At 66.7% G+C, this 17,560-nt stretch carries 17 protein-coding genes; 15 read left to right on the plus strand and 2 right to left on the minus strand.

Annotated elements, in window-relative coordinates; all coding sequences use genetic code 11:
- The first annotated feature begins 397 nt into the window (after window positions 1-397).
- From FHW97_RS14200 to FHW97_RS14270, 15 genes are all read left to right on the plus strand, one after another.
- Window positions 398-1,621 carry a diguanylate cyclase gene (locus tag FHW97_RS14200; protein WP_171799255.1) on the plus strand — a complete coding sequence of 408 codons (1,224 nt, stop codon included), beginning with the start codon at window positions 398-400 and terminating at the stop codon, window positions 1,619-1,621.
- A gap of 317 nt (window positions 1,622-1,938) precedes the next feature.
- The gene (gene rplJ, locus FHW97_RS14205) at window positions 1,939-2,454 is read left to right on the plus strand and encodes a 50S ribosomal protein L10 (protein ID WP_022676489.1); all 516 of its coding nucleotides are present in this window, start codon (window positions 1,939-1,941) and stop codon (window positions 2,452-2,454) included.
- Between the two features lie 78 nt (window positions 2,455-2,532).
- A complete protein-coding gene (rplL, locus tag FHW97_RS14210) occupies window positions 2,533-2,907 on the plus strand; it encodes a 50S ribosomal protein L7/L12 (RefSeq protein ID WP_022676488.1) in 375 nt (124 codons plus the stop codon).
- Between the two features lie 253 nt (window positions 2,908-3,160).
- Complete coding sequence (locus FHW97_RS14215; RefSeq protein WP_168351965.1) at window positions 3,161-4,459, plus strand: chloride channel protein; 1,299 nt, start codon at window positions 3,161-3,163, stop codon at window positions 4,457-4,459.
- A gap of 43 nt (window positions 4,460-4,502) precedes the next feature.
- Complete coding sequence (locus tag FHW97_RS14220) at window positions 4,503-5,903, plus strand: MATE family efflux transporter (protein ID WP_370525413.1); 1,401 nt, start codon at window positions 4,503-4,505, stop codon at window positions 5,901-5,903.
- Window positions 5,904-6,099: 196 nt separating this feature from the next.
- Entirely contained in the window at window positions 6,100-6,387 is a 288-nt protein-coding gene (gene groES / locus FHW97_RS14225) for a co-chaperone GroES (protein ID WP_022676485.1), read from the plus strand.
- A gap of 50 nt (window positions 6,388-6,437) precedes the next feature.
- Window positions 6,438-8,081 carry a chaperonin GroEL gene (groL, locus tag FHW97_RS14230; protein ID WP_054131757.1) on the plus strand — a complete coding sequence of 548 codons (1,644 nt, stop codon included), beginning with the start codon at window positions 6,438-6,440 and terminating at the stop codon, window positions 8,079-8,081.
- A gap of 134 nt (window positions 8,082-8,215) precedes the next feature.
- Window positions 8,216-9,169: an alpha/beta hydrolase gene (locus tag FHW97_RS14235; protein ID WP_168351966.1), complete on the plus strand. Its 954-nt coding sequence runs from the start codon at window positions 8,216-8,218 to the stop codon at window positions 9,167-9,169.
- A 77-nt stretch (window positions 9,170-9,246) separates the two neighbouring features.
- Complete coding sequence (locus FHW97_RS14240) at window positions 9,247-10,560, plus strand: M48 family metalloprotease (protein WP_168352091.1); 1,314 nt, start codon at window positions 9,247-9,249, stop codon at window positions 10,558-10,560.
- A gap of 4 nt (window positions 10,561-10,564) precedes the next feature.
- Window positions 10,565-11,395: a DsbA family protein gene (locus FHW97_RS14245; protein ID WP_168351967.1), complete on the plus strand. Its 831-nt coding sequence runs from the start codon at window positions 10,565-10,567 to the stop codon at window positions 11,393-11,395.
- Window positions 11,392-12,426, plus strand: a complete 1,035-nt coding sequence (locus FHW97_RS14250; protein WP_168351968.1) for a hypothetical protein — start codon at window positions 11,392-11,394, stop codon at window positions 12,424-12,426. Before FHW97_RS14245 ends, FHW97_RS14250 begins: the two co-directional genes overlap by 4 nt.
- Window positions 12,427-12,438: 12 nt before the next feature.
- Window positions 12,439-13,617, plus strand: a complete 1,179-nt coding sequence (locus FHW97_RS14255; protein ID WP_107716530.1) for a sensor histidine kinase — start codon at window positions 12,439-12,441, stop codon at window positions 13,615-13,617.
- Between the two features lie 103 nt (window positions 13,618-13,720).
- On the plus strand, window positions 13,721-14,518 hold the full coding sequence (locus tag FHW97_RS14260; protein ID WP_054131754.1) for a LytTR family DNA-binding domain-containing protein: 798 nt from the start codon (window positions 13,721-13,723) through the stop codon (window positions 14,516-14,518).
- Window positions 14,519-14,620: 102 nt separating this feature from the next.
- On the plus strand, window positions 14,621-15,484 hold the full coding sequence (nadC, locus tag FHW97_RS14265; protein ID WP_054131753.1) for a carboxylating nicotinate-nucleotide diphosphorylase: 864 nt from the start codon (window positions 14,621-14,623) through the stop codon (window positions 15,482-15,484).
- Window positions 15,485-15,500: 16 nt separating this feature from the next.
- Window positions 15,501-16,214, plus strand: a complete 714-nt coding sequence (locus tag FHW97_RS14270; RefSeq protein ID WP_168351969.1) for a ribonuclease T(2) — start codon at window positions 15,501-15,503, stop codon at window positions 16,212-16,214.
- A gap of 18 nt (window positions 16,215-16,232) precedes the next feature.
- On the opposite strand, the gene FHW97_RS14275 is transcribed toward FHW97_RS14270, so the two are convergent.
- Both FHW97_RS14275 and FHW97_RS14280 read right to left on the minus strand, forming a co-directional pair.
- Window positions 16,233-16,820 carry a GNAT family N-acetyltransferase gene (locus tag FHW97_RS14275; protein ID WP_054131751.1) on the minus strand — a complete coding sequence of 196 codons (588 nt, stop codon included), beginning with the start codon at window positions 16,818-16,820 and terminating at the stop codon, window positions 16,233-16,235.
- 39 nt (window positions 16,821-16,859) lie between these two features.
- On the minus strand, window positions 16,860-17,543 hold the full coding sequence (locus tag FHW97_RS14280) for an NnrU family protein (RefSeq protein ID WP_253941792.1): 684 nt from the start codon (window positions 17,541-17,543) through the stop codon (window positions 16,860-16,862).
- Window positions 17,544-17,560 lie beyond the last annotated feature (17 nt).

Below are 17,560 nucleotides of genomic sequence, written 5' to 3' on the forward strand. Positions count from 1 at the left end.
TTCCCGGATGCCCGTGGCCCGCAGCCTTCGCGTTGTACCGATGCCCGCTGCTTCCTTCCTTGAGCCTTCCCCCGCGCATGGGAAAGCCTTGCTCGAAACAGCAGGTGTTGGATCGCCATATAGGAGCACCGCCCTGCAAAGTCAAAGGCCGGCCGGGCAAGAGCAGCCCGATGCGGCGACGCGATGCCCCTCCCGGCCGGCAGCGCCCGACGACACGGCGCGGGGAATTGTAATTAATTCTAAAATGCGCCTGTTTCTCCGCACAAACCACTACCAGGATGGAGCAAAAGTTTGCGTTCTGTTTACCGTGACCGCATAGGCATGGCGCACCGCAGGACGCACATCGCGCTGGTTTGCGCGCTGTTGCCTCGTGCCTATTGCCCTAGCCGCGAGTTTCATGGACGATCGATTCGCCTTTATCTTGCCGGTCATGCAGGTTGCCTTCGGCATTGCCGCCGTCCTGGCGGGGCGCTGGCGAGTCTCCAGCGCGGGCTGGTGGGCGGGCGGATTCCTCGCCAGCGCTGCCGGCTTTGCCATGCCGGCACTTACTTTCCTGATGCCCGAAGGCGGCCGGGCCGTGCTGGCCTCGGGATTGTTTGCAGCAGCGTTTCTCTGTTTCGGCCAGGCGATGGGCGAACACTTCGGCCTGCGCCGCAGCCATATCTCGCTCCGCCTGGGAATCGCGGCCCTGTCGGTAATGGCAAGCGCCTGGGGCGTGATGAGCGACAGCTTGCGCCTGCACCTGGCCGCATCGGACGCGGGCTGCGCGCTGCTCATGGCAGTGCCGCTGCTGGCGGCGCGCGGGCGCACGCGGCGCAGCGGGGATCGCGCGCTGATCGTGGTCAGCTGGGTGGTGGTGGCCGATGCCGGCCTGCGCGCCGCTGCCATTCGCTGGCTGGCGAGTGGCGGCCTTGGCGACTTTGCCACCAGCCCTTACGCCTTTGTCTATCAGATCACCGGCTCGCTGATCGGCGTGGCCTTTGCCATGGCGGCGCTCGCCTCGGTGATGATCGGCGTGCTGATGCGCTATCGCGACTGGGCGATCTGCGATCCCCTCACCGGCCTGCTCAACCGCCGCGGGTTTGACGAGGCGCTGGCCGGGCGCAGCGCCCACGAAAAGAGCCACGCCGCCGTGATCGCCTGCGACATCGATCACTTCAAGGCCGTGAACGACCAGTTCGGCCATCATCGCGGCGATGAAGTGATTGCTCTCCTGGCCAACGCGATCGATGCGCATCTGCCCGCACGGGCCTTTGCCGCGCGCTTTGGCGGAGAGGAGTTCGTGGTCTATCTGCCACAGGGCGCGCTGGCCTTGGCGGGGGGCCTGGCTGGCACCGGTGCGGTTGGCACGGCGGCAGACCTGGCCGAAACGGTGCGCCGCGATTTTGCCCAGCGCGTGCAGCGTCTGCTCGGCCGCGATTTTGCCGTCACCGCCAGCTTTGGCATCTCGGCCATGTCGCCAGGCGAAGTCATGCTCGATGCCGCGCTGCGCCGCGCCGACCAGGCGCTGTACCAGGCCAAGAGTGCGGGACGGAACTGCTGCGTGGTCAAACCCGCCCTGGCTGGCCAGCCCGCCTTGCACCTGCCGCGCCATGGCAGCAGCGCCACGCTGCACGCCTGACGCGACACTCCTGCTTGACTGCGTGTCCGCGTCTGCTATGGGCCGCACCCGAGTGGCGGACCTGGTCCCCCGCTCATCCGTCCGAGACCGTCGGCGCCGGGGTTTGCCCAGGCTTAATTTCCGACCTAGGCGGGGAAAAGAGATTTCACGGCCGCACGCTTCGTTTTCGGATCGTGGCGCCCACCGCACTGGCCATGGCCGGCGCGCAACCTCCTTCCCTTGTCGAACGGACTCGCCCCAGGTCGCTTGCGGCCCGGGACAAACGTAGCCGGCTGCAGGGGGCTTTGCCCCAGGCAGCCATTGTGAAGGAGTAAGGCATGGATCGTTCGCAAAAAGCCGAATCGGTCGCTTTCCTCAACGAACTCGTGAGCGGTTCGGGGGCGGTTATCGTCACTCGCAACCTCGGCATGACGGTGGCCCAGTCCACTGCCCTGCGCACGAAGATTCGTGAGGCCGGTGCGACCTACAAGGTTGCGAAGAACCGTCTTGCCAAGCTTGCCATCCAGGGCACCGATTACGAAGGCATTGGTGAATTTTTCACCGGGCCGACCGCCATCGCTGCCTCGGCTGATCCCGTCGCCGCCGCCAAGGTGATCGTCGAGTTCGCCAAGACCACCGACAAGATTGAAATCGTCGGTGGCGGGATGGGTTCGCAGGTTCTCAGCCCCGATGGTGTCAAGGCCCTGGCCACGATGCCCTCGCTCGATGAACTGCGTGCCAAGCTTATCGGTCTCATCCAGGCTCCGGCCACGAAGATCGCCCAGCTCACCACCGCTCCGGCGGCGAAGCTGGCTCGCGTCTTCAACGCCTATGCCGAGAAGGATGCGGCCTGAGCCGGTTCAAACGACTTTTGCCCGTGCGCACCGCATGCCGCGGACGCCGGGCGCCACATATTAACGGAGTGAAACATCATGGCCGATATCGCCAAGCTCGTTGAAGAACTGTCGCAGCTCACCGTTCTCGAAGCTGCTGACCTCGCCAAGGCTCTTGAAGAAGCATGGGGCGTGAGCGCCGCTGCTGCCGTGGCCGTGGCCGCTGCCCCCGCCGGTGAAGCTGCTCCGGCTGCTGAAGAAAAGACCGAATTCGACGTCATCCTGACCGGCGACGGCGGCAAGAAGATCCAGGTCATCAAGGAAGTCCGCGCGATCACCTCGCTCGGCCTGACCGAAGCCAAGGCCCTGGTCGAAGGCGCGCCGAAGGCTGTCAAGGAAGGCGTGTCGAAGGCTGAAGCCGAAGACATCAAGAAGAAGATCGAAGAAGCCGGCGGCACCGTCGAAATCAAGTAATCTTCTTCGGGTTCTTCCCGACGAAATGGAGAAAGGGCGGGCCTGCAAGGCTCCGCCCTTTTTTCGTTGCCGGTCATGCCCCTCCACCACCGCTTCGCGGCGGTTCCCCTCCCCGCCTTTGGCAGGGAGGATCTTCAGATCCTCCCCATATCGTGTGGAGGTGGCAGGCCCAGAGGGCCTGACGGAGGGGCTTTTTCCCGAACCGCAACCTTTTCAGGCGCAATTCAGGTTCAGGCGCGCTAGGCCCTGCCCCATGCCCACCCGCCAATTCCGCAAGCCGCTGGCCGCCGCCAGAAACCTGCAACCGCGCATCGCCGCCCTAGGCGGTGCGCTGGCCTTGGGGATCGCGGCCATCCTGTTTGCCCGCGCCGGCGAGGCGGTGCAGGGATTGTTCACCCGGATCGTTACGGCCCATCCGCTCGTGCCGATCGTGCTGACCCCGGCGATTTTCGTGGTCGTCACCTGGGCCACGCGCACGCGTTGGCCGGCCGCGCGCGGATCGGGCATTCCCCAGGTCATGGCCGCAGCCGAAGCGCCCGATCATCCCGTGATGGCGCCGCTGCTGTCGATGCGCACCGCGCTCGCCAAGGTGGCCGGAACGCTCGCCATGCTGCTGGGCGGGGCATCGGTGGGGCGCGAAGGGCCGACGGTGCAGTTGAGCGCGGCGATCATGGTGGCGGTGCACAAATTCCTGCGCGTGCCGGTGGGCGCGGGCGTGATCATCGCTGGTGGCGCGGCGGGTGTTGCCGCCGCGTTCAACACCCCGCTGGCCGGGGTGGCCTTCGCCATCGAAGAACTGGCCTCTGCCTTCGAGCAGCGCCTGGCGCTGCTGGTCATGCTGGCGGTGATGACCGCAGGCCTGGTCAGCCTGGGATTGTCTGGCGATTACATCTATTTCGGCGCGATGAGCCAGCACGTGCCGATCGTGCCGGCGATGGTGGCCGCGCTCGGCTGCGGGGTGGCTGGCGGCCTTGCCGGTGGCGTCTTTGCCCGCGTGCTGAGCGGTTTTGGCACGATCGACCATGGCTGGATCGGTGCCCTGCGCGCACGGCCGGTAGCGTTGGCCGCCGGGCTGGGCCTGATCGTCGCGGTGGTTGGCGTTGCCACCCAAGGCCTTGGCCCCGGTGGCCTGGCCTGGGGCACCGGCTATGGCACGACGCGCGGGCTGCTGTCGGGCGCGGAAACCTCGCTGTGGTTCGGGCCGGCCAAGTTCGTCACCTCGCTGGCCACGGCCTTGAGCGGCGCGCCCGGCGGCATCTTTGCCCCATCGCTGTCGGTTGGCGCCGGGCTGGGCCAGCTGGTCAGCACGCTGTTTCCGCCAGACTATTCGGGCGCCGTGGCGATGCTGGGCATGATCGCCTATTTCGCCGGGGTGACGCGCGCGCCGCTGACCGCCGTGATCATCGTCATGGAAATGACCGCCGACCGCGCGATGATCCTACCGCTGTTCGCCGCCGCGCTGGTGGCCGACCAGGTGAGCGCGCAGATCTGCCCGGAAAAGCTCTATCACGCGCTGAGCCATCCTTTCCGCGCACCCGGAAAGGCGCACTGAGTTTTCCTTTCCCCGGCGCCGCCCAATCCCTATGGGCGGTGGCATGACCGTCGCCACAACCCTGCCCACTTCACCCGATCTGGCCGGGCCGCACGCCACGTCTGAATGGCGCGAGATGCTGCGCCTGGCTGCGCCGCTGGTCGGGGCAAACCTGTTGCAGATGGCAGTGTTCGCCGTCGACGTGCTGTTCGTGGCGCGCCTGGGGGCAGAGGCGCTGGCCGCGTCATCGCTGGCGGTATCGATCTTTGGCCTGCTGATCTGGAGCCTGACCGGGCTGGTCGGCGCGACGTCTCCATTGATCGCGGCGGAACTGGGCCGCCGCCGCCATGCAGTGCGCGAGGTGCGCCGCACCGTGCGCATGGGTGCGTGGGTGGGCGTGCTCGCGGCCGTGGTGGCCATGGCGCTGTGCCAGCTGGGTGGGCCGCTGCTGCGCGCCACCGGGCAGAGCGAAGCGGTGGTGGTGCGCGCCGTACCGTTCCTGGCCGTGCTGTCGCTGGCCTGCGTGCCGGCGGTGCTTTCCTCCCTGCTGCGCACGGTCGTTTCCACGCTGGGCCGGCCGGGCATTGGCACGGCGATCACCGCGCTGGCCGTGGTGGTCAATGCCACCGGCAACTGGATCTTTGTCTATGGTCATGCCGGGATGCCGGCGCTGGGCCTGATGGGGTCGGCCTGGTCCAGCGTGGTGACCAGCAGCGCGATGCTGCTCGCCTATGCCATGGTGCTGCGGTTTGACCGGCGGCTGCACCGCTATCACCTGCTCGGCCGCTGGTGGCGCGCGGAATGGCGCCGCTTTGCCGATGTGTGGAAGATCGGCCTGCCGATCTGCGCCACGATCGTGGCCGAAGCCGGGTTGTTCAACGGCGCTGCCCTGTTGATCGGGCGCATCGGCGAAGTGCAGCTGGCGGCCCATACCGTGGCGATGCAGCTGGCGGGCATGACCTTCCAGGTGCCGTTCGGCCTGGGCCAGGCCGCCACGATCCGGGTCGGGCTGGCCTATGGCGCGCGCGACCATGCCGGGATTGCCCGCGCCGGGTGGACCGCCCTGGCGATGAGCGTGGGCTTCATGGGCACGATGGCCGCCGTGATGCTTGCGATTCCCCGGCTGATCCTGGGCCTGTATATCGATGTGGGCGATCCGGCCAATGCCGCGCTGGTAGGCTATGCCCTGCAATTCCTGATCGTGGCCGCCGCGTTCCAGCTGTTCGATGGCGCGCAGGCCACCTGCGGCGCGGTGCTGCGCGGCCTGCAGGATACCCGCGTGCCGATGACCATTGCCATGTTCGGCTATTGGGTGCCGGGCCTGCTCACGGCCATCGGCCTTGGGCTTTATACTCCGCTGGGTGGGATGGGCGTGTGGCTGGGCCTGATGGCCGGGCTGGTCTGCGTGGCGGCGCTGCTGATCTGGCGCTGGCATCGCCGCGATCGGCTGGGCCTGCTGCCCTGATCAGCCAGCGACATTCGCCCCATGGCGATTCTGGCGCGTAGCAACGCACGACACGCCAAAACGAAACAAAGAATCTGTAGCTGCCCCCTTGACGCTGGCGGGCGGCGCCACCCATATGCGCCCCGCTGGCACTCTCGAGGTGAGAGTGCCAGCGCAGATTTCGTAAGCCAATTCTGATTGGAAGAGGGAGCAACCCATGACTTTCCGTCCGCTGCACGACCGCGTGCTGGTGCGCCGCGTCGAAGCCGAGGAAAAGACCGCCGGCGGGATCATCATCCCCGACAGCGCCAAGGAAAAGCCCGCTGAAGGCGAAATCGTTGCCGTTGGCACCGGTTCGCGCGCCGAAAACGGCACGATCACCCCGCTCGACGTCAAGGTCGGCGATCGCGTGCTGTTCGGCAAGTGGTCGGGCACCGAAGTGAAGGTGTCGGGCGAAGACCTGCTGATCATGAAGGAATCGGACATCCTGGGCGTGATCGGCTGATCACCCGATTTTTCCGAATTTCCATTTCCCGTATTCAAAGGAACTGAGCAATGGCTGCCAAGGACGTACGCTTTTCGCGCGACGCGCGCGAACGCATTCTCAAGGGCGTCGACATTCTCGCCGATGCCGTGAAGGTGACGCTGGGCCCCAAGGGCCGCAACGTCGTGATCGACAAGAGCTTCGGCGCGCCGCGCATCACCAAGGACGGTGTCTCGGTCGCCAAGGAAATCGAACTCAAGGACAAGTTCGAGAACATGGGCGCCCAGATGCTGCGCGAAGTGGCATCGAAGGCCAACGACAAGGCCGGTGACGGCACCACCACCGCCACCGTGCTGGCCCAGGCCATTGTGCGCGAAGGCATGAAGTCGGTTGCCGCCGGCATCAACCCGATGGACCTCAAGCGCGGCATCGATATCGCCGTGACCAAGGTTGTCGAAAACCTCAAGTCGCGTTCGACCCCGGTTGCCGGTTCGTCGGAAATCGCCCAGGTCGGCATCATCTCGGCCAACGGTGACGTGGAAGTCGGCGAAAAGATCGCCGAAGCCATGGAAAAGGTCGGCAAGGAAGGCGTGATCACCGTGGAAGAGGCCAAGGGCCTCGAATTCGAACTCGATGTCGTCGAAGGCATGCAGTTCGACCGCGGCTACCTTTCGCCCTACTTCATCACCAATCCCGAAAAGATGGTGGTGGAGCTCGAAAACCCCTACATCCTGATCCACGAGAAGAAGCTCTCGTCGCTGCAGTCGCTGCTGCCGATCCTGGAAGCCGTGGTGCAGTCGGGCCGTCCGCTGCTGATCATCGCCGAAGACATCGAAGGCGAAGCGCTGGCCACCCTGGTGGTCAACAAGCTGCGCGGTGGCCTCAAGATCGCCGCCGTCAAGGCGCCGGGCTTCGGTGACCGTCGCAAGGCCATGCTGGGCGACATCGCCACGCTGACCGCTGGCGAAATGATCTCGGAAGACCTGGGCATCAAGCTCGAAACCGTGACGCTCGGCATGCTGGGCCAGGCCAAGAAGGTCACGATCGACAAGGACAACACCACGATCGTCGACGGCGCCGGTGCGGCCGAAGACATCAAGGGCCGTGTCGAGCAGATCCGCGCGCAGATCGAAGTCACCACTTCGGACTATGACCGCGAAAAGCTGCAGGAACGCCTGGCCAAGCTGGCTGGCGGCGTTGCCGTGATCAAGGTTGGCGGTGCCACCGAAGTCGAAGTCAAGGAACGCAAGGACCGCGTTGACGACGCCCTCCACGCCACCCGCGCTGCGGTGGAAGAAGGCATCGTGACCGGCGGTGGCACGGCTCTGCTCTATGCCACGCGCGCTCTCGAAGGCCTCACCGGTGCCAACGAAGACCAGACCCGCGGCATCGACATCGTCCGCAAGGCGATCACCGCCCCGGTCAAGCAGATCGCTGAAAACGCCGGCAGCGATGGCGCCGTCGTGGCGGGCAAGCTGCTCGACCAGGCTGACGAAGGCATCGGCTTCAACGCTGCGACCGACGTCTATGAAAACCTCAAGGCTGCTGGCGTGATCGACCCGACCAAGGTCGTGCGCACGGCGCTGCAGGACGCGGCTTCGGTCGCCGGTCTGCTGATCACCACCGAAGCGGCGATCAGCGAAAAGCCGGACGACAAGCCCGCCCCGGCCGGCATGCCCGGCGGCATGGGCGGCATGGGCGGCATGGACTTCTAAGCCCACGCCAACCGCTTGAAAAAAAATGGGAAGGGCCGCTTGGGAAACCGGGCGGCCCTTTTCCTGTTGTCGGCCCGCCCGGGCAGTGCCATCGGACGGGAACCGCCATCGGCGTGGGGGAGTTTGCACAAACGATGAAATTCTCTCGATGGTTCGTTGGCTCAGGCTTGCTGGGCTGGGCAACGATTGGCCTGGTCGGCCACGCCCTTTATCGCCGCGCCCTGGCCCGCAACCCGGTGGCCCTGCTCGACGCCGCAGACCTGGCGCTGCGCGGCGGCCGCAGTGGCATCGCCTGCCAGGCGCAGGCCCGCTTTGGCCCCGATCCGCAGCAGCGCCTGGAAGTCTATGCCCCGCCCGGCACCGCGTCCGATGCCCGGCTGCCCGTGGTGGTCTTCATCCACGGCGGCGCCTGGGACAGCGGCCGGCCGCAAGACTATCGCTTCATGGCGCGCAGCCTGATCGGCGCAATGGCGCCCGAAAGCTGCGTGGTCGTGCTGGCGGGGTATCGCCTGCTGCCACAGGGCCGCTGGCCGATCATGTTGGCCGATGGTGCCCGCGCGCTGCGCTGGGTGGCTGATCACATCGGCGCGCTGGGCGGCGATCCGGCCCGCGTCGTGCTGATGGGCCATTCGGCGGGCGCCTACAACGCGCTGGCCCTGGCGCTGGACAAGCGCTGGATGGCCGACGAGGGGCTTGATGCCGATGCCCTGGCGGGGGTGATCGGCCTTTCCACCCCGGCGGATTTCCTGCCGCTGGACGATCCCGCCTCGATCGCCACGTTCGGCCACTGCGCCGATCTGGCGCAAACCCAGCCGATCACCCATGCCCGCGCCGGCGCGCCGCCGCTGCTGCTGCTGCACGGCGCGCAGGACACCCGCGTGCGCCCGCGCAACAGCCTGGCCCTGGCCGCCGCAATGACCGCAGCCGGCCAGCCGACGCAGGCGCAGGTGTTCGACGGGATCGACCACGAGCGGATGATCATGGCCTTTGCCCGGCCTTTCGTGCGCGAGGCGCGGCCCCTGGCGGCCGTTGCCGCGTTCATCACCACGGTTTGCGCTTCACCATCGGTTCATTCCGCGCCACAATAACCGGTATCGTGAAGCCCGCCCTCATTTCCTCCCGTCTGCGCCGACCCTTGGCCGCGCTGTGTTCGGTCGTCGTGGCCATGGCGCTGACCGTGCAACCGGTCATGGCGCAAGAGGTGCTGCGCGACGCGGAGACCGAAGCGCTGTTCCGCGACATGTCGGCCCCGCTGATCAAGGCGGCCGGGCTCGATCCGCGCAATGTCGATATCATCCTGCTCAACGATGGCTCGATCAACGCCTTCGTGGCTGGCGGTCAGGCGGTCTATATCCATTCCGGGCTGCTGGGCGCGGCCGACAATATCAACGAAGTGCAAGGCGTGGTGGCGCACGAATTGGGCCACATCACCGGCGGCCACGTAATCAGCACGGCAGGTTCAAAGCCGGCCACCGGCATCACCCTGCTGTCGCTGCTGCTCGGTGGCCTCGCCGCTGCCGCCGGTTCGGCCGACGCGGGCCTGGGCGTGTTCATGGCCGGGCAGCAGGCGGCGCTGGGCAGCTATCTCTCCTTCAGCCGCGCGCAGGAATCGCAGGCCGATGCTGCCGGCGCGCAGTTCCTGTCCAAGGCGGGGATTTCCGGGCGCGGGTCGCTGGATTTCTTCAAGAAGCTGCAGAATCAGGAATTCCGCTATGGCTTTACCCGCAATGCCGATGCGGAGTTCTATTCCACCCACCCGATGACGGCCGACCGCCTGACCTACCTTCAGGATGTCTACGAACACGATCCGGCGTGGAATACGCCGATGGACCCGCAGCTGCAGGCCCACTTCCTGCGCGTGAAGGCCAAGCTCTATGGCTATCTGGCCGAGCCGCAGGACACGCTGCGCGCCTTTCCCGATTACCTGCAGGATGCCCCGGCCCACTACGCGCGCGCCTATGCCTATCACAAGGAAGCGCTGATGGACAAAGCGCTGGCCGAAGTGGACGCCATGCTCAAGCAACTGCCCGATGATCCCTATGCGCTGGAACTCAAGGGCCAGGTGCTGCTCGAATCCGGCCAGCCGGCCGATGCCATCCCGCCCCTGCGCCGCGCCACGCAGTTGACTGGCAACAACCCGCTGATCGCCACCACCTTTGGCCACGCCCTGCTCGCCACCGAGGACAAGGCCAACTTTGCCGAAGCGGAGCGCGTGCTCAAGGCGGCGGTAGCCAAGGACCGCGAAAATCCGTTTGCATGGTATCAGCTTGGCGTGGTCTACGAGGCCGAAGGGGATACCCCCCGCGCCCGCCTGGCCAGTGCCGAGCAGCAGTTGATGCAGATGCAGTTGCCCGAGGCAGCACGCAGCGCCCAGGCGGCCGAGGACGGCCTGCCCAAGGGCACGCCCGACTGGCTGCGCGCGCAGGATATTGCCATGTCGGCCCAGGCGATGATGGAACGGCAAAGGAAGAAGAAGTAAGTCGATGACAGCGCCTGCCCAACGCCGTTCGTTCGTGGTTCTGCTGGTCCTGGTGGCAGCCGTGGCTGCCGCCCTCGCCTGGTGGGTGGCCTCGAGCCGCCACCGTGATGCCGTGGCCCAGACGGAAACGGCCCAGCTTGACGAAGCGCAGCTGACCAAGGCCCTGGCCGATGCCGGCATCGACGGCAAGGAACGCAAGGCGCTCGAAGGGCTGGTGCGCCAGACCTTGCTCGATCATCCCGAAATCCTCAGCGATGCCGCCGCCAGGCTGGAAGCGCGCGAGGCATCGAGCCGCGTGGCGCCCTTGCGCGGCGCGCTGGAAACGCCGTTTCCCGGCGCCGTGCTGGGCAACCCGCAGGGCCGCGTGACGCTGGTGGAATTCACCGACTTTGCCTGCACCTATTGCCGCGGCAGCGTGGCTGACGTGGAAGCGCTGGTGGCCGCCAATCCCGATCTCAAGGTCGTGGTGCGCGAGTTGCCGATCATCTCGGCGCAAAGCGTACCCGCCGCGCGCATGGGCCTCGCCGCCGCCGCGCAGGGCAAATATCCCCAGTTTCACAAGGCGATGTTCAGTGGCGAACGGCCCAGCCCGGAAAGCATCGCGGCGGCCGCCGGCAAGGCCGGGCTCAACCCCACCGCCGCTGCCGCTTTCGCCGCGCAGCCGGGCACGATGAAGGAACTGCAGCGCAATCTCGATCTCGCGCGCCAGCTGGGGGTGAGCGGCACACCCGCCTGGGTGGCCGGCGACCAGTTGCTGAGCGGTGCGGTGGGCAAGGAACGGCTGCAACAGGCCATCGACGCCGCGCGCAGCGGCGACAAGGCCCAGGGCGCATGATTGGGTGGCGCCAGGCAGGTGGCCTGGTGCCGCTGCTGCTTGCCATCGCCACGGCACAGCCCGCGCTGGCCCAACCCACTATGGCCAAGCCTGCTCCCCTGCAGCCGGTTGACGAGATCCAGCGCAATGACGTGACGGTGCAGAGCATCGGCTGGAAGCTGGCCCGCGCCAACGCACCCTATTGCGCGCGCGTGGCGCCGGGCATCGGCGTGATGCTGCAGGATGTGCGCACATTCGATGATCCGGCGCTGGCGCGGCAGGTCTATGGCCTCGCCAGCGATATTGGCGTGGGCGCGATGGCAAGCGATGGGCCGGCGGCACGCGCGGGCCTGCCCCTCAATGCCACGGTGGAGAGTGTCGATGCGCTGACGGTATCGAGCCTGCCGGTGCCACGCCAAGGCAAGTGGGACCGGCTGTTTGCGCTGCAGGATGCGCTGGAGCGCGATGCCGCGCGCGATGGCCGGGTCACGCTGGGCCTCGCCGGCGGGCAACGCCTGACGATTGCCGGCGAGCCAGTGTGCCAGGTGCGCTTCCTGATGGATGACAGCAAGGGCAATGCCGGCGCCAACCGCGACACGGTGCGCATCGGCCGGCCGATGGCCGAAGTGGCCAAGTGGGACGAGGCAGAGATCGCCGCACTCACCGCGCACGAGCTGGCCCATGCCGTGCTCGACCACCAGACCTGGCTGGAACATGGCGGCAGCGCCCGCAAGACCGAGCGCGAGGCCGATCGCCTGTCGGTGTGGCTGCTGCAAAACGCCGGCTATGATCCGGCCGCCGCCATGGCATGGATGCGGCGCATCGGCCCGCGCTATGAAATCCTGTTCTTCGCCTCGCCCGATCATGGCAGCTGGCGCACCCGCGTGCGCACCATGGCGGCAGAGATCGCGACGATGCAGGCCGCCACCCACCATGGCGTCAAGGCCGATTGGCCACGCCTGTTCCGCCGCGAGGATGGCGCCCCGCCAATGCCGCAACCGGCCGGTGTTGTGGACAAGGCACCCATGGCGCCCGGCGCGCCAAGGCGCTAGAACGCGATGGTCATGGCCATGCTGCCGCTTCGCCCCACGCCGTTCTTCGGCAACAAGAACCGCGCCTTCTGGCGGCTCCAGTTCGTTGGCTGGGGCGGCGCCATGTTGCTGCGCGCCATGTCCAGCCTGGCCAATGCCCAGCCCTGGTCGTTCCTGCTGATCGTGCTGATCGCCTCGATCACCGGCTTTTCGATCTCGTCGATCCTCTCGGTGATCTATCGCGCGCTGATCAACCGGCGCCCGATCATCACCTGGGGTGCGACGGCGCTGGTCCTGGCCGTGGCCGTGGGGCTCTATGCCTTCATCGATGCCTGGGTAATCAGCCTCTACCGCCCCGGCAGCGACGCAGGCTTTGCCCAGCTGTTCCTGGGCGTGTTCTATATCGACCTCACGCTGCTGGGGGCATGGTCCGCGCTCTATTACGCGATCAACTTCTATATCCAGGTGGAAGAGCAGAACGACCAGCTGCTCTATCTGGAAGCGCAGGCGACGTCGGCCCAGCTGGCCATGCTGCGCTACCAGCTCAACCCGCATTTCCTGTTCAACACGCTCAATTCGATTTCCACCCTGGTACTGCTGAAGCAGACCGAGCCGGCCAATGCCATGCTGACCCGGCTTTCTGCCTTCCTGCGCTATACCCTGATCAACGAGCCGACCGGCCGGGTGACGGTGGCGCAGGAGGTGGAGACGCTCAAGCTCTACCTCGATATCGAGTTGATGCGCTTTGAAGAGCGGCTGCGGACCGAGTTTCGCATCGATGACGCTGCGCGGTCGGCGCTGATGCCCTCGCTGCTGCTGCAGCCACTGGTGGAAAACGCCATCAAGTATGCGGTCAGCGCGCTGGAAGACGGCGCCCAGATCACCATCGCGGCGCAACTCGTCGGCCCCATGCTGCGGGTCACCGTGTCGGACACCGGGCCGGGCTTGCCAGCGGGCACCGATCCATCAACGCTGTTCGGTGTGCAAACCGACTCTGCCGATAGCCCATCCGCGCCAGGATACCCGGTTTCCACGGGCGTAGGCCTGCCCAACATTCGTGATCGCCTGGCGCAGGCCTATGGCAGCCAGCAACGCTTCGAGGTGGGCAACCGCCCCGAAGGTGGCTTTGCCGTAACCATCGAACTGCCGTTCGAAGCGAAGGAGGAGCCCGCCACGCTCGCCCAACCGAGCAACCGGCTGGCACGGGCATGACGACGCAGGTGGGCATGCCTCGGGAACTTTTCGGGCTTGTCGCATTTGTCACGCGGGGGCAAAAAAACCACAACAGGGCAGACGCTCCAGGCAAAGGTAGCAAATGACCATCCGCACGATCCTCGTCGACGACGAGAAACTCGCCATCCAGGGCCTCCAGCTGCGTCTCCAGGCCTTCCCCGATGTCGAGGTGATCGACACCTGTTCCAACGGACGCGAGGCGATCCGCAAGATCAAGACCGAAAAGCCCGACCTGGTCTTTCTCGATATCCAGATGCCCGGCTTTGACGGGTTCAGCGTGGTCAAGGGCGTGATGGAAATCGATCCGCCGCTCTTCGTCTTCGTCACCGCCTATTCCGAACACGCGCTCAAGGCGTTCGAGGCCAATGCCGTGGACTACCTGCTCAAGCCGGTGGAGGAAGACCGCCTGGCCGATGCGCTTGACCGGGCGCGCACGCGCATGGCCGAAAAGCGCGGGCTGGAGGAAGTGGAAAAGCTCAAGAACGTGCTGGCCGAAGTGGCGCCCGACGCCATGCCCGAACTGGAAGACGATGGCGAAGTGGCTGCGGGCCGCTTTGAAAAGCTGATCAACATCAAGGATCGCGGCCAGATCTTCCGCGTCGATGTCGACACGATCGAGCGCATCGAGGCTGCCGGCGACTATATGTGCATCTATACCGGCGACAATTCGCTGATCCTGCGCGAAACGATGAAAGATCTCGAACGCCGGCTCGACCCGCGCGTGTTCCAGCGTGTCCACCGCTCCAAGATCGTCAACCTCGATCAGGTGCGCCAGGTGCGCCCGCATACCAATGGCGAATGCTTCCTGGTGCTGGAATCGGGCGCCGAGGTGAAGGTGAGCCGCTCCTATCGCGACGTGGTGGCCCGCTTCGTCCACTGACGGCAATGCCGGGCTGTGCCAAGCGCCAGCCCGGCACGTCCCGCGTGCCCTCATTGGCCAATTCCGATTGGCACCTCCACGCCCAGTCGGTAAAGCCGCGCCATGACCGATTTTGCCATTCCGGGTTTCGACCTCGCCGCCTTTGTCCGCGCCACGCTTGAGGAAGATCTGGGCCTGGGGCTGCCGGGCGGTGGTCATGATGTCACCAGCGAAAGCGTGATCCCGGCCGAGGCGCGCTTTGCCGGGGTGATGGACAGCCGCGATGCCATCACGGTGTGCGGACTGCCGATTGCGGCCGCGTTCTTCCGCGCGCTCGATCCATCGGTCGATATCACTATCCTGGTGGACGAAGGCACCCGCGTGGAACCGGGCACGGCGCTGATGTGCCTCGCCGGCAACGCCCGCGCCATGCTGACGGCGGAACGCTCTGCGCTCAATACCGTGCAGCACCTTTCTGGGGTGGCCACGCTGACGCGGCAGTATGTCGATGCCATGGGGCAGACGCGGGCGCGCCTGCTCGATACGCGCAAGACCATCCCCGGCTTTCGCCACCTGGAAAAGTATGCCGTGCGCACCGGTGGCGGGCACAACCACCGTATGGGCCTGTGGGATGCGGCGATGATCAAGGACAACCACGTGCTGGTGGCCGGCGGCGTGGCCGAAGCGGTGCGCCGCGCCTTGGCCGCCGGCGTGGCCGACGTGATCTGCGAGGTGGACCACCTCGACCAGATCGAACCGGCCTTGGCGGCGGGGGCGACGCGCCTGCTGCTCGACAACATGGGGCCAGACATGCTGCGCCAGGCCGTGGCGCTGGTCGCCGGTCGCGTGCCGACCGAAGCCTCTGGCGGGGTGCGGCTCGACACGATCGCCGCGATCGCCGCATCGGGGGTGGATTACGTTTCGGTCGGCCGGTTGACGCAAAGCGCGCCGGCCGCCGATATCGGCCTCGATTTCTCGCCGCTGTAATGCCAAGGTGCCGCCGATGAAGCCCCTGCTTGCTGCTCTTGCCCTGCCGCTTGCCGCCCTCGCACTGCCCGTTGCCGCGCTTGCGGCCGAGGCACCGGCCTGCCGCCTGCCCCCGCGCATCGATCCTGTCCCGCTGCCGGCCCCCGATGGCCCGCGTCGCACCGGGCCGATGACCGGCACCACGCTGGCGCTGTCATGGTCGCCGCAGTTCTGTCGCAACCACACGGGTGACGCCATCGGCGGCACGCAGTGCGACGGCAGCCTGGGTCATTTCGGCTTTGTGTTGCACGGGCTGTGGGCCGATGGCCTGCCCGGGCAATGGCCGCAGTGGTGCCCGGCCACGGTGCCCAGCGCCGAAACCCTGCGCCGCGCCATGTGCATGACGCCCTCGGCCCGCCTGCTCGCCCACGAATGGGCCAAGCATGGCGCCTGCATGGCCCCCACGCCAGAGGCTTATTTTGCGCAAGGGGCGCGGCGCATGGCTGCGCTGCATTTGCCCGACATGGACAGCCTGGCGCGCCGCCGCGTGTTGACCGCCGGCGATCTGCGTCGTGCGTTCATCAGCCGCAACCCCCGCCTCACCCCGCAGTCGATCCGCATCAGCGCCAGCCCCGGCGGCTGGCTGCAGGAAGTGCAGCTGTGTGCCGACCAGGCCGATCGGCCCAAGACCTGCGATGGCCTGGGCCTGGATGATGGCAGCCTGTTGCGGATCTGGCAGCGCAAGCGCTGAATGCGGGGCGGCGGCGGCCTATCCGTTGCCCCCACCCCGCTCCAGCAGCACCAGCGGCACGTCGCGGGCGCCATCGGCGTGTTCGGCATAGCGGGTAAAGCCCAGGCGTGCCGCCAGCGCGAGCGAGGCCGCGTTGTCCCCATCGATCATGCAGGCCACGCGGCGCGGGCCCTGTGGCGTGGCATGCGCGGCATCGAACCAGTCGAGCACGGCCGTCATCGCCTCGCGCGCCAGGCCCTGGCCCCAGCAGGATGGGGCAAATATCCAGCCGGCTTCGGGCACATCGTCCAGCCCCTGGCCAAAGCCGCGCCAGGAATGGAACACGCCGGCAATGCCGATCACGGCATCATCATCGCGGCGGCGGCAGGTGAAGATGCCATAGCCGTAGAGCGCCCATGAGCCGGCGTTGCGCAGCAGGCGCTGGAATTCCTCGGTCACGCTGGTGGGGCGGTTGCCAAGGTGCCGACGCACGTCCTCAGGGGCAAGCAGATCGACCAGCCCGGCATGATCGCGCGGGTGAGGATGCCACAGCGCGAGGCGCTCGGTCACAAGGGCGGGCTGCAAGGCAGATTGCTGGGCGGGCGCGGAGACGGTGACAGGTTCCATTCCCGAAACCTGCCCGATTTCCGCGGCGATGCAAGCCGATCAGCTTTCGAAAAAGCGCCAGGGCCCGGCGGGAATGCCAGCCAGCAGCCAGTGCAACGCCGTGATCAGCCCCCACAGGATCAACGCCCCGCCCCAGGCCCAGCCGAGCTGGCCCAGGTTGCGTAGGTCGGGCCAGAACGGCGAGCGGCGCGACCAGATTCGCCATTCCTTGTCATAGAGCGCCTGGAACTTGGCATCCTGGGTGCGTGCACCGCCCACCGCCATCAGTGCCAGGCCGCCGTTGAGCAGCAGCGAACGCAGGCTGGGCGCCACGATCAGATGCGAAATGCCCCACAGCGCGATGGCAAACATCATCGGGTGGCGGGTGACGCGGAACACGCCCTGGGGCAGCGCGGTGGACAGCCCGTTCATGTTGCGGGGGGCCAGCGCCGGATTGCGCGCGAACGAGGCCAGCAACAGCGCCGTGGCGGTAAAGCTGAGCAGCGAGCCAGCCAGCCAGGGCAGGACAGCATAGCCATTCCACAGCATCGGCCCATCGGGCGCGCGATCATGCATGATCAAGACAAGGATCAGCGCGACCAGGGCGATGATCGAATAGACCGCAAGAAAGCCATTCAGCCCCAGCGCCTTGACGGCGGGTTTGCGCAAGGGATGCGAGAGTACCCAGTGGGAACCGGCAAAGAACAGCATCGCCAGGGCCAGGGGTAGATGTGATTCGATCAAGACATGCTCCGTACCCG

This window comes from Novosphingobium sp. SG754, assembly GCF_013149315.1.
In the GTDB taxonomy this organism is placed as follows: Bacteria; Pseudomonadota; Alphaproteobacteria; order Sphingomonadales; family Sphingomonadaceae; genus Novosphingobium; species Novosphingobium capsulatum.

Excerpts from the sequence above, each read along its gene's own strand:
- groL (WP_054131757.1), top strand. The coding sequence starts at position 6,438 with ATGGCTGCCAAGGACGTACGCTTTTCGCGCGACGCGCGCGAACGCATT.
- FHW97_RS14255 (WP_107716530.1), top strand. The coding sequence starts at position 12,439 with ATGGCCATGCTGCCGCTTCGCCCCACGCCGTTCTTCGGCAACAAGAAC.
- FHW97_RS14270 (WP_168351969.1), top strand. The coding sequence starts at position 15,501 with ATGAAGCCCCTGCTTGCTGCTCTTGCCCTGCCGCTTGCCGCCCTCGCA.
- FHW97_RS14260 (WP_054131754.1), top strand. The coding sequence starts at position 13,721 with ATGACCATCCGCACGATCCTCGTCGACGACGAGAAACTCGCCATCCAG.
- FHW97_RS14220 (WP_370525413.1), top strand. The coding sequence starts at position 4,503 with ATGACCGTCGCCACAACCCTGCCCACTTCACCCGATCTGGCCGGGCCG.
- groES (WP_022676485.1), top strand. The coding sequence starts at position 6,100 with ATGACTTTCCGTCCGCTGCACGACCGCGTGCTGGTGCGCCGCGTCGAA.
- FHW97_RS14200 (WP_171799255.1), top strand. The coding sequence starts at position 398 with ATGGACGATCGATTCGCCTTTATCTTGCCGGTCATGCAGGTTGCCTTC.
- FHW97_RS14240 (WP_168352091.1), top strand. The coding sequence starts at position 9,247 with ATGGCGCTGACCGTGCAACCGGTCATGGCGCAAGAGGTGCTGCGCGAC.
- FHW97_RS14245 (WP_168351967.1), top strand. The coding sequence starts at position 10,565 with ATGACAGCGCCTGCCCAACGCCGTTCGTTCGTGGTTCTGCTGGTCCTG.
- FHW97_RS14235 (WP_168351966.1), top strand. The coding sequence starts at position 8,216 with ATGAAATTCTCTCGATGGTTCGTTGGCTCAGGCTTGCTGGGCTGGGCA.
- nadC (WP_054131753.1), top strand. The coding sequence starts at position 14,621 with ATGACCGATTTTGCCATTCCGGGTTTCGACCTCGCCGCCTTTGTCCGC.
- rplJ (WP_022676489.1), top strand. The coding sequence starts at position 1,939 with ATGGATCGTTCGCAAAAAGCCGAATCGGTCGCTTTCCTCAACGAACTC.
- FHW97_RS14250 (WP_168351968.1), top strand. The coding sequence starts at position 11,392 with ATGATTGGGTGGCGCCAGGCAGGTGGCCTGGTGCCGCTGCTGCTTGCC.
- FHW97_RS14275 (WP_054131751.1), bottom strand. The coding sequence starts at position 16,820 with ATGGAACCTGTCACCGTCTCCGCGCCCGCCCAGCAATCTGCCTTGCAG.
- FHW97_RS14215 (WP_168351965.1), top strand. The coding sequence starts at position 3,161 with ATGCCCACCCGCCAATTCCGCAAGCCGCTGGCCGCCGCCAGAAACCTG.
- rplL (WP_022676488.1), top strand. The coding sequence starts at position 2,533 with ATGGCCGATATCGCCAAGCTCGTTGAAGAACTGTCGCAGCTCACCGTT.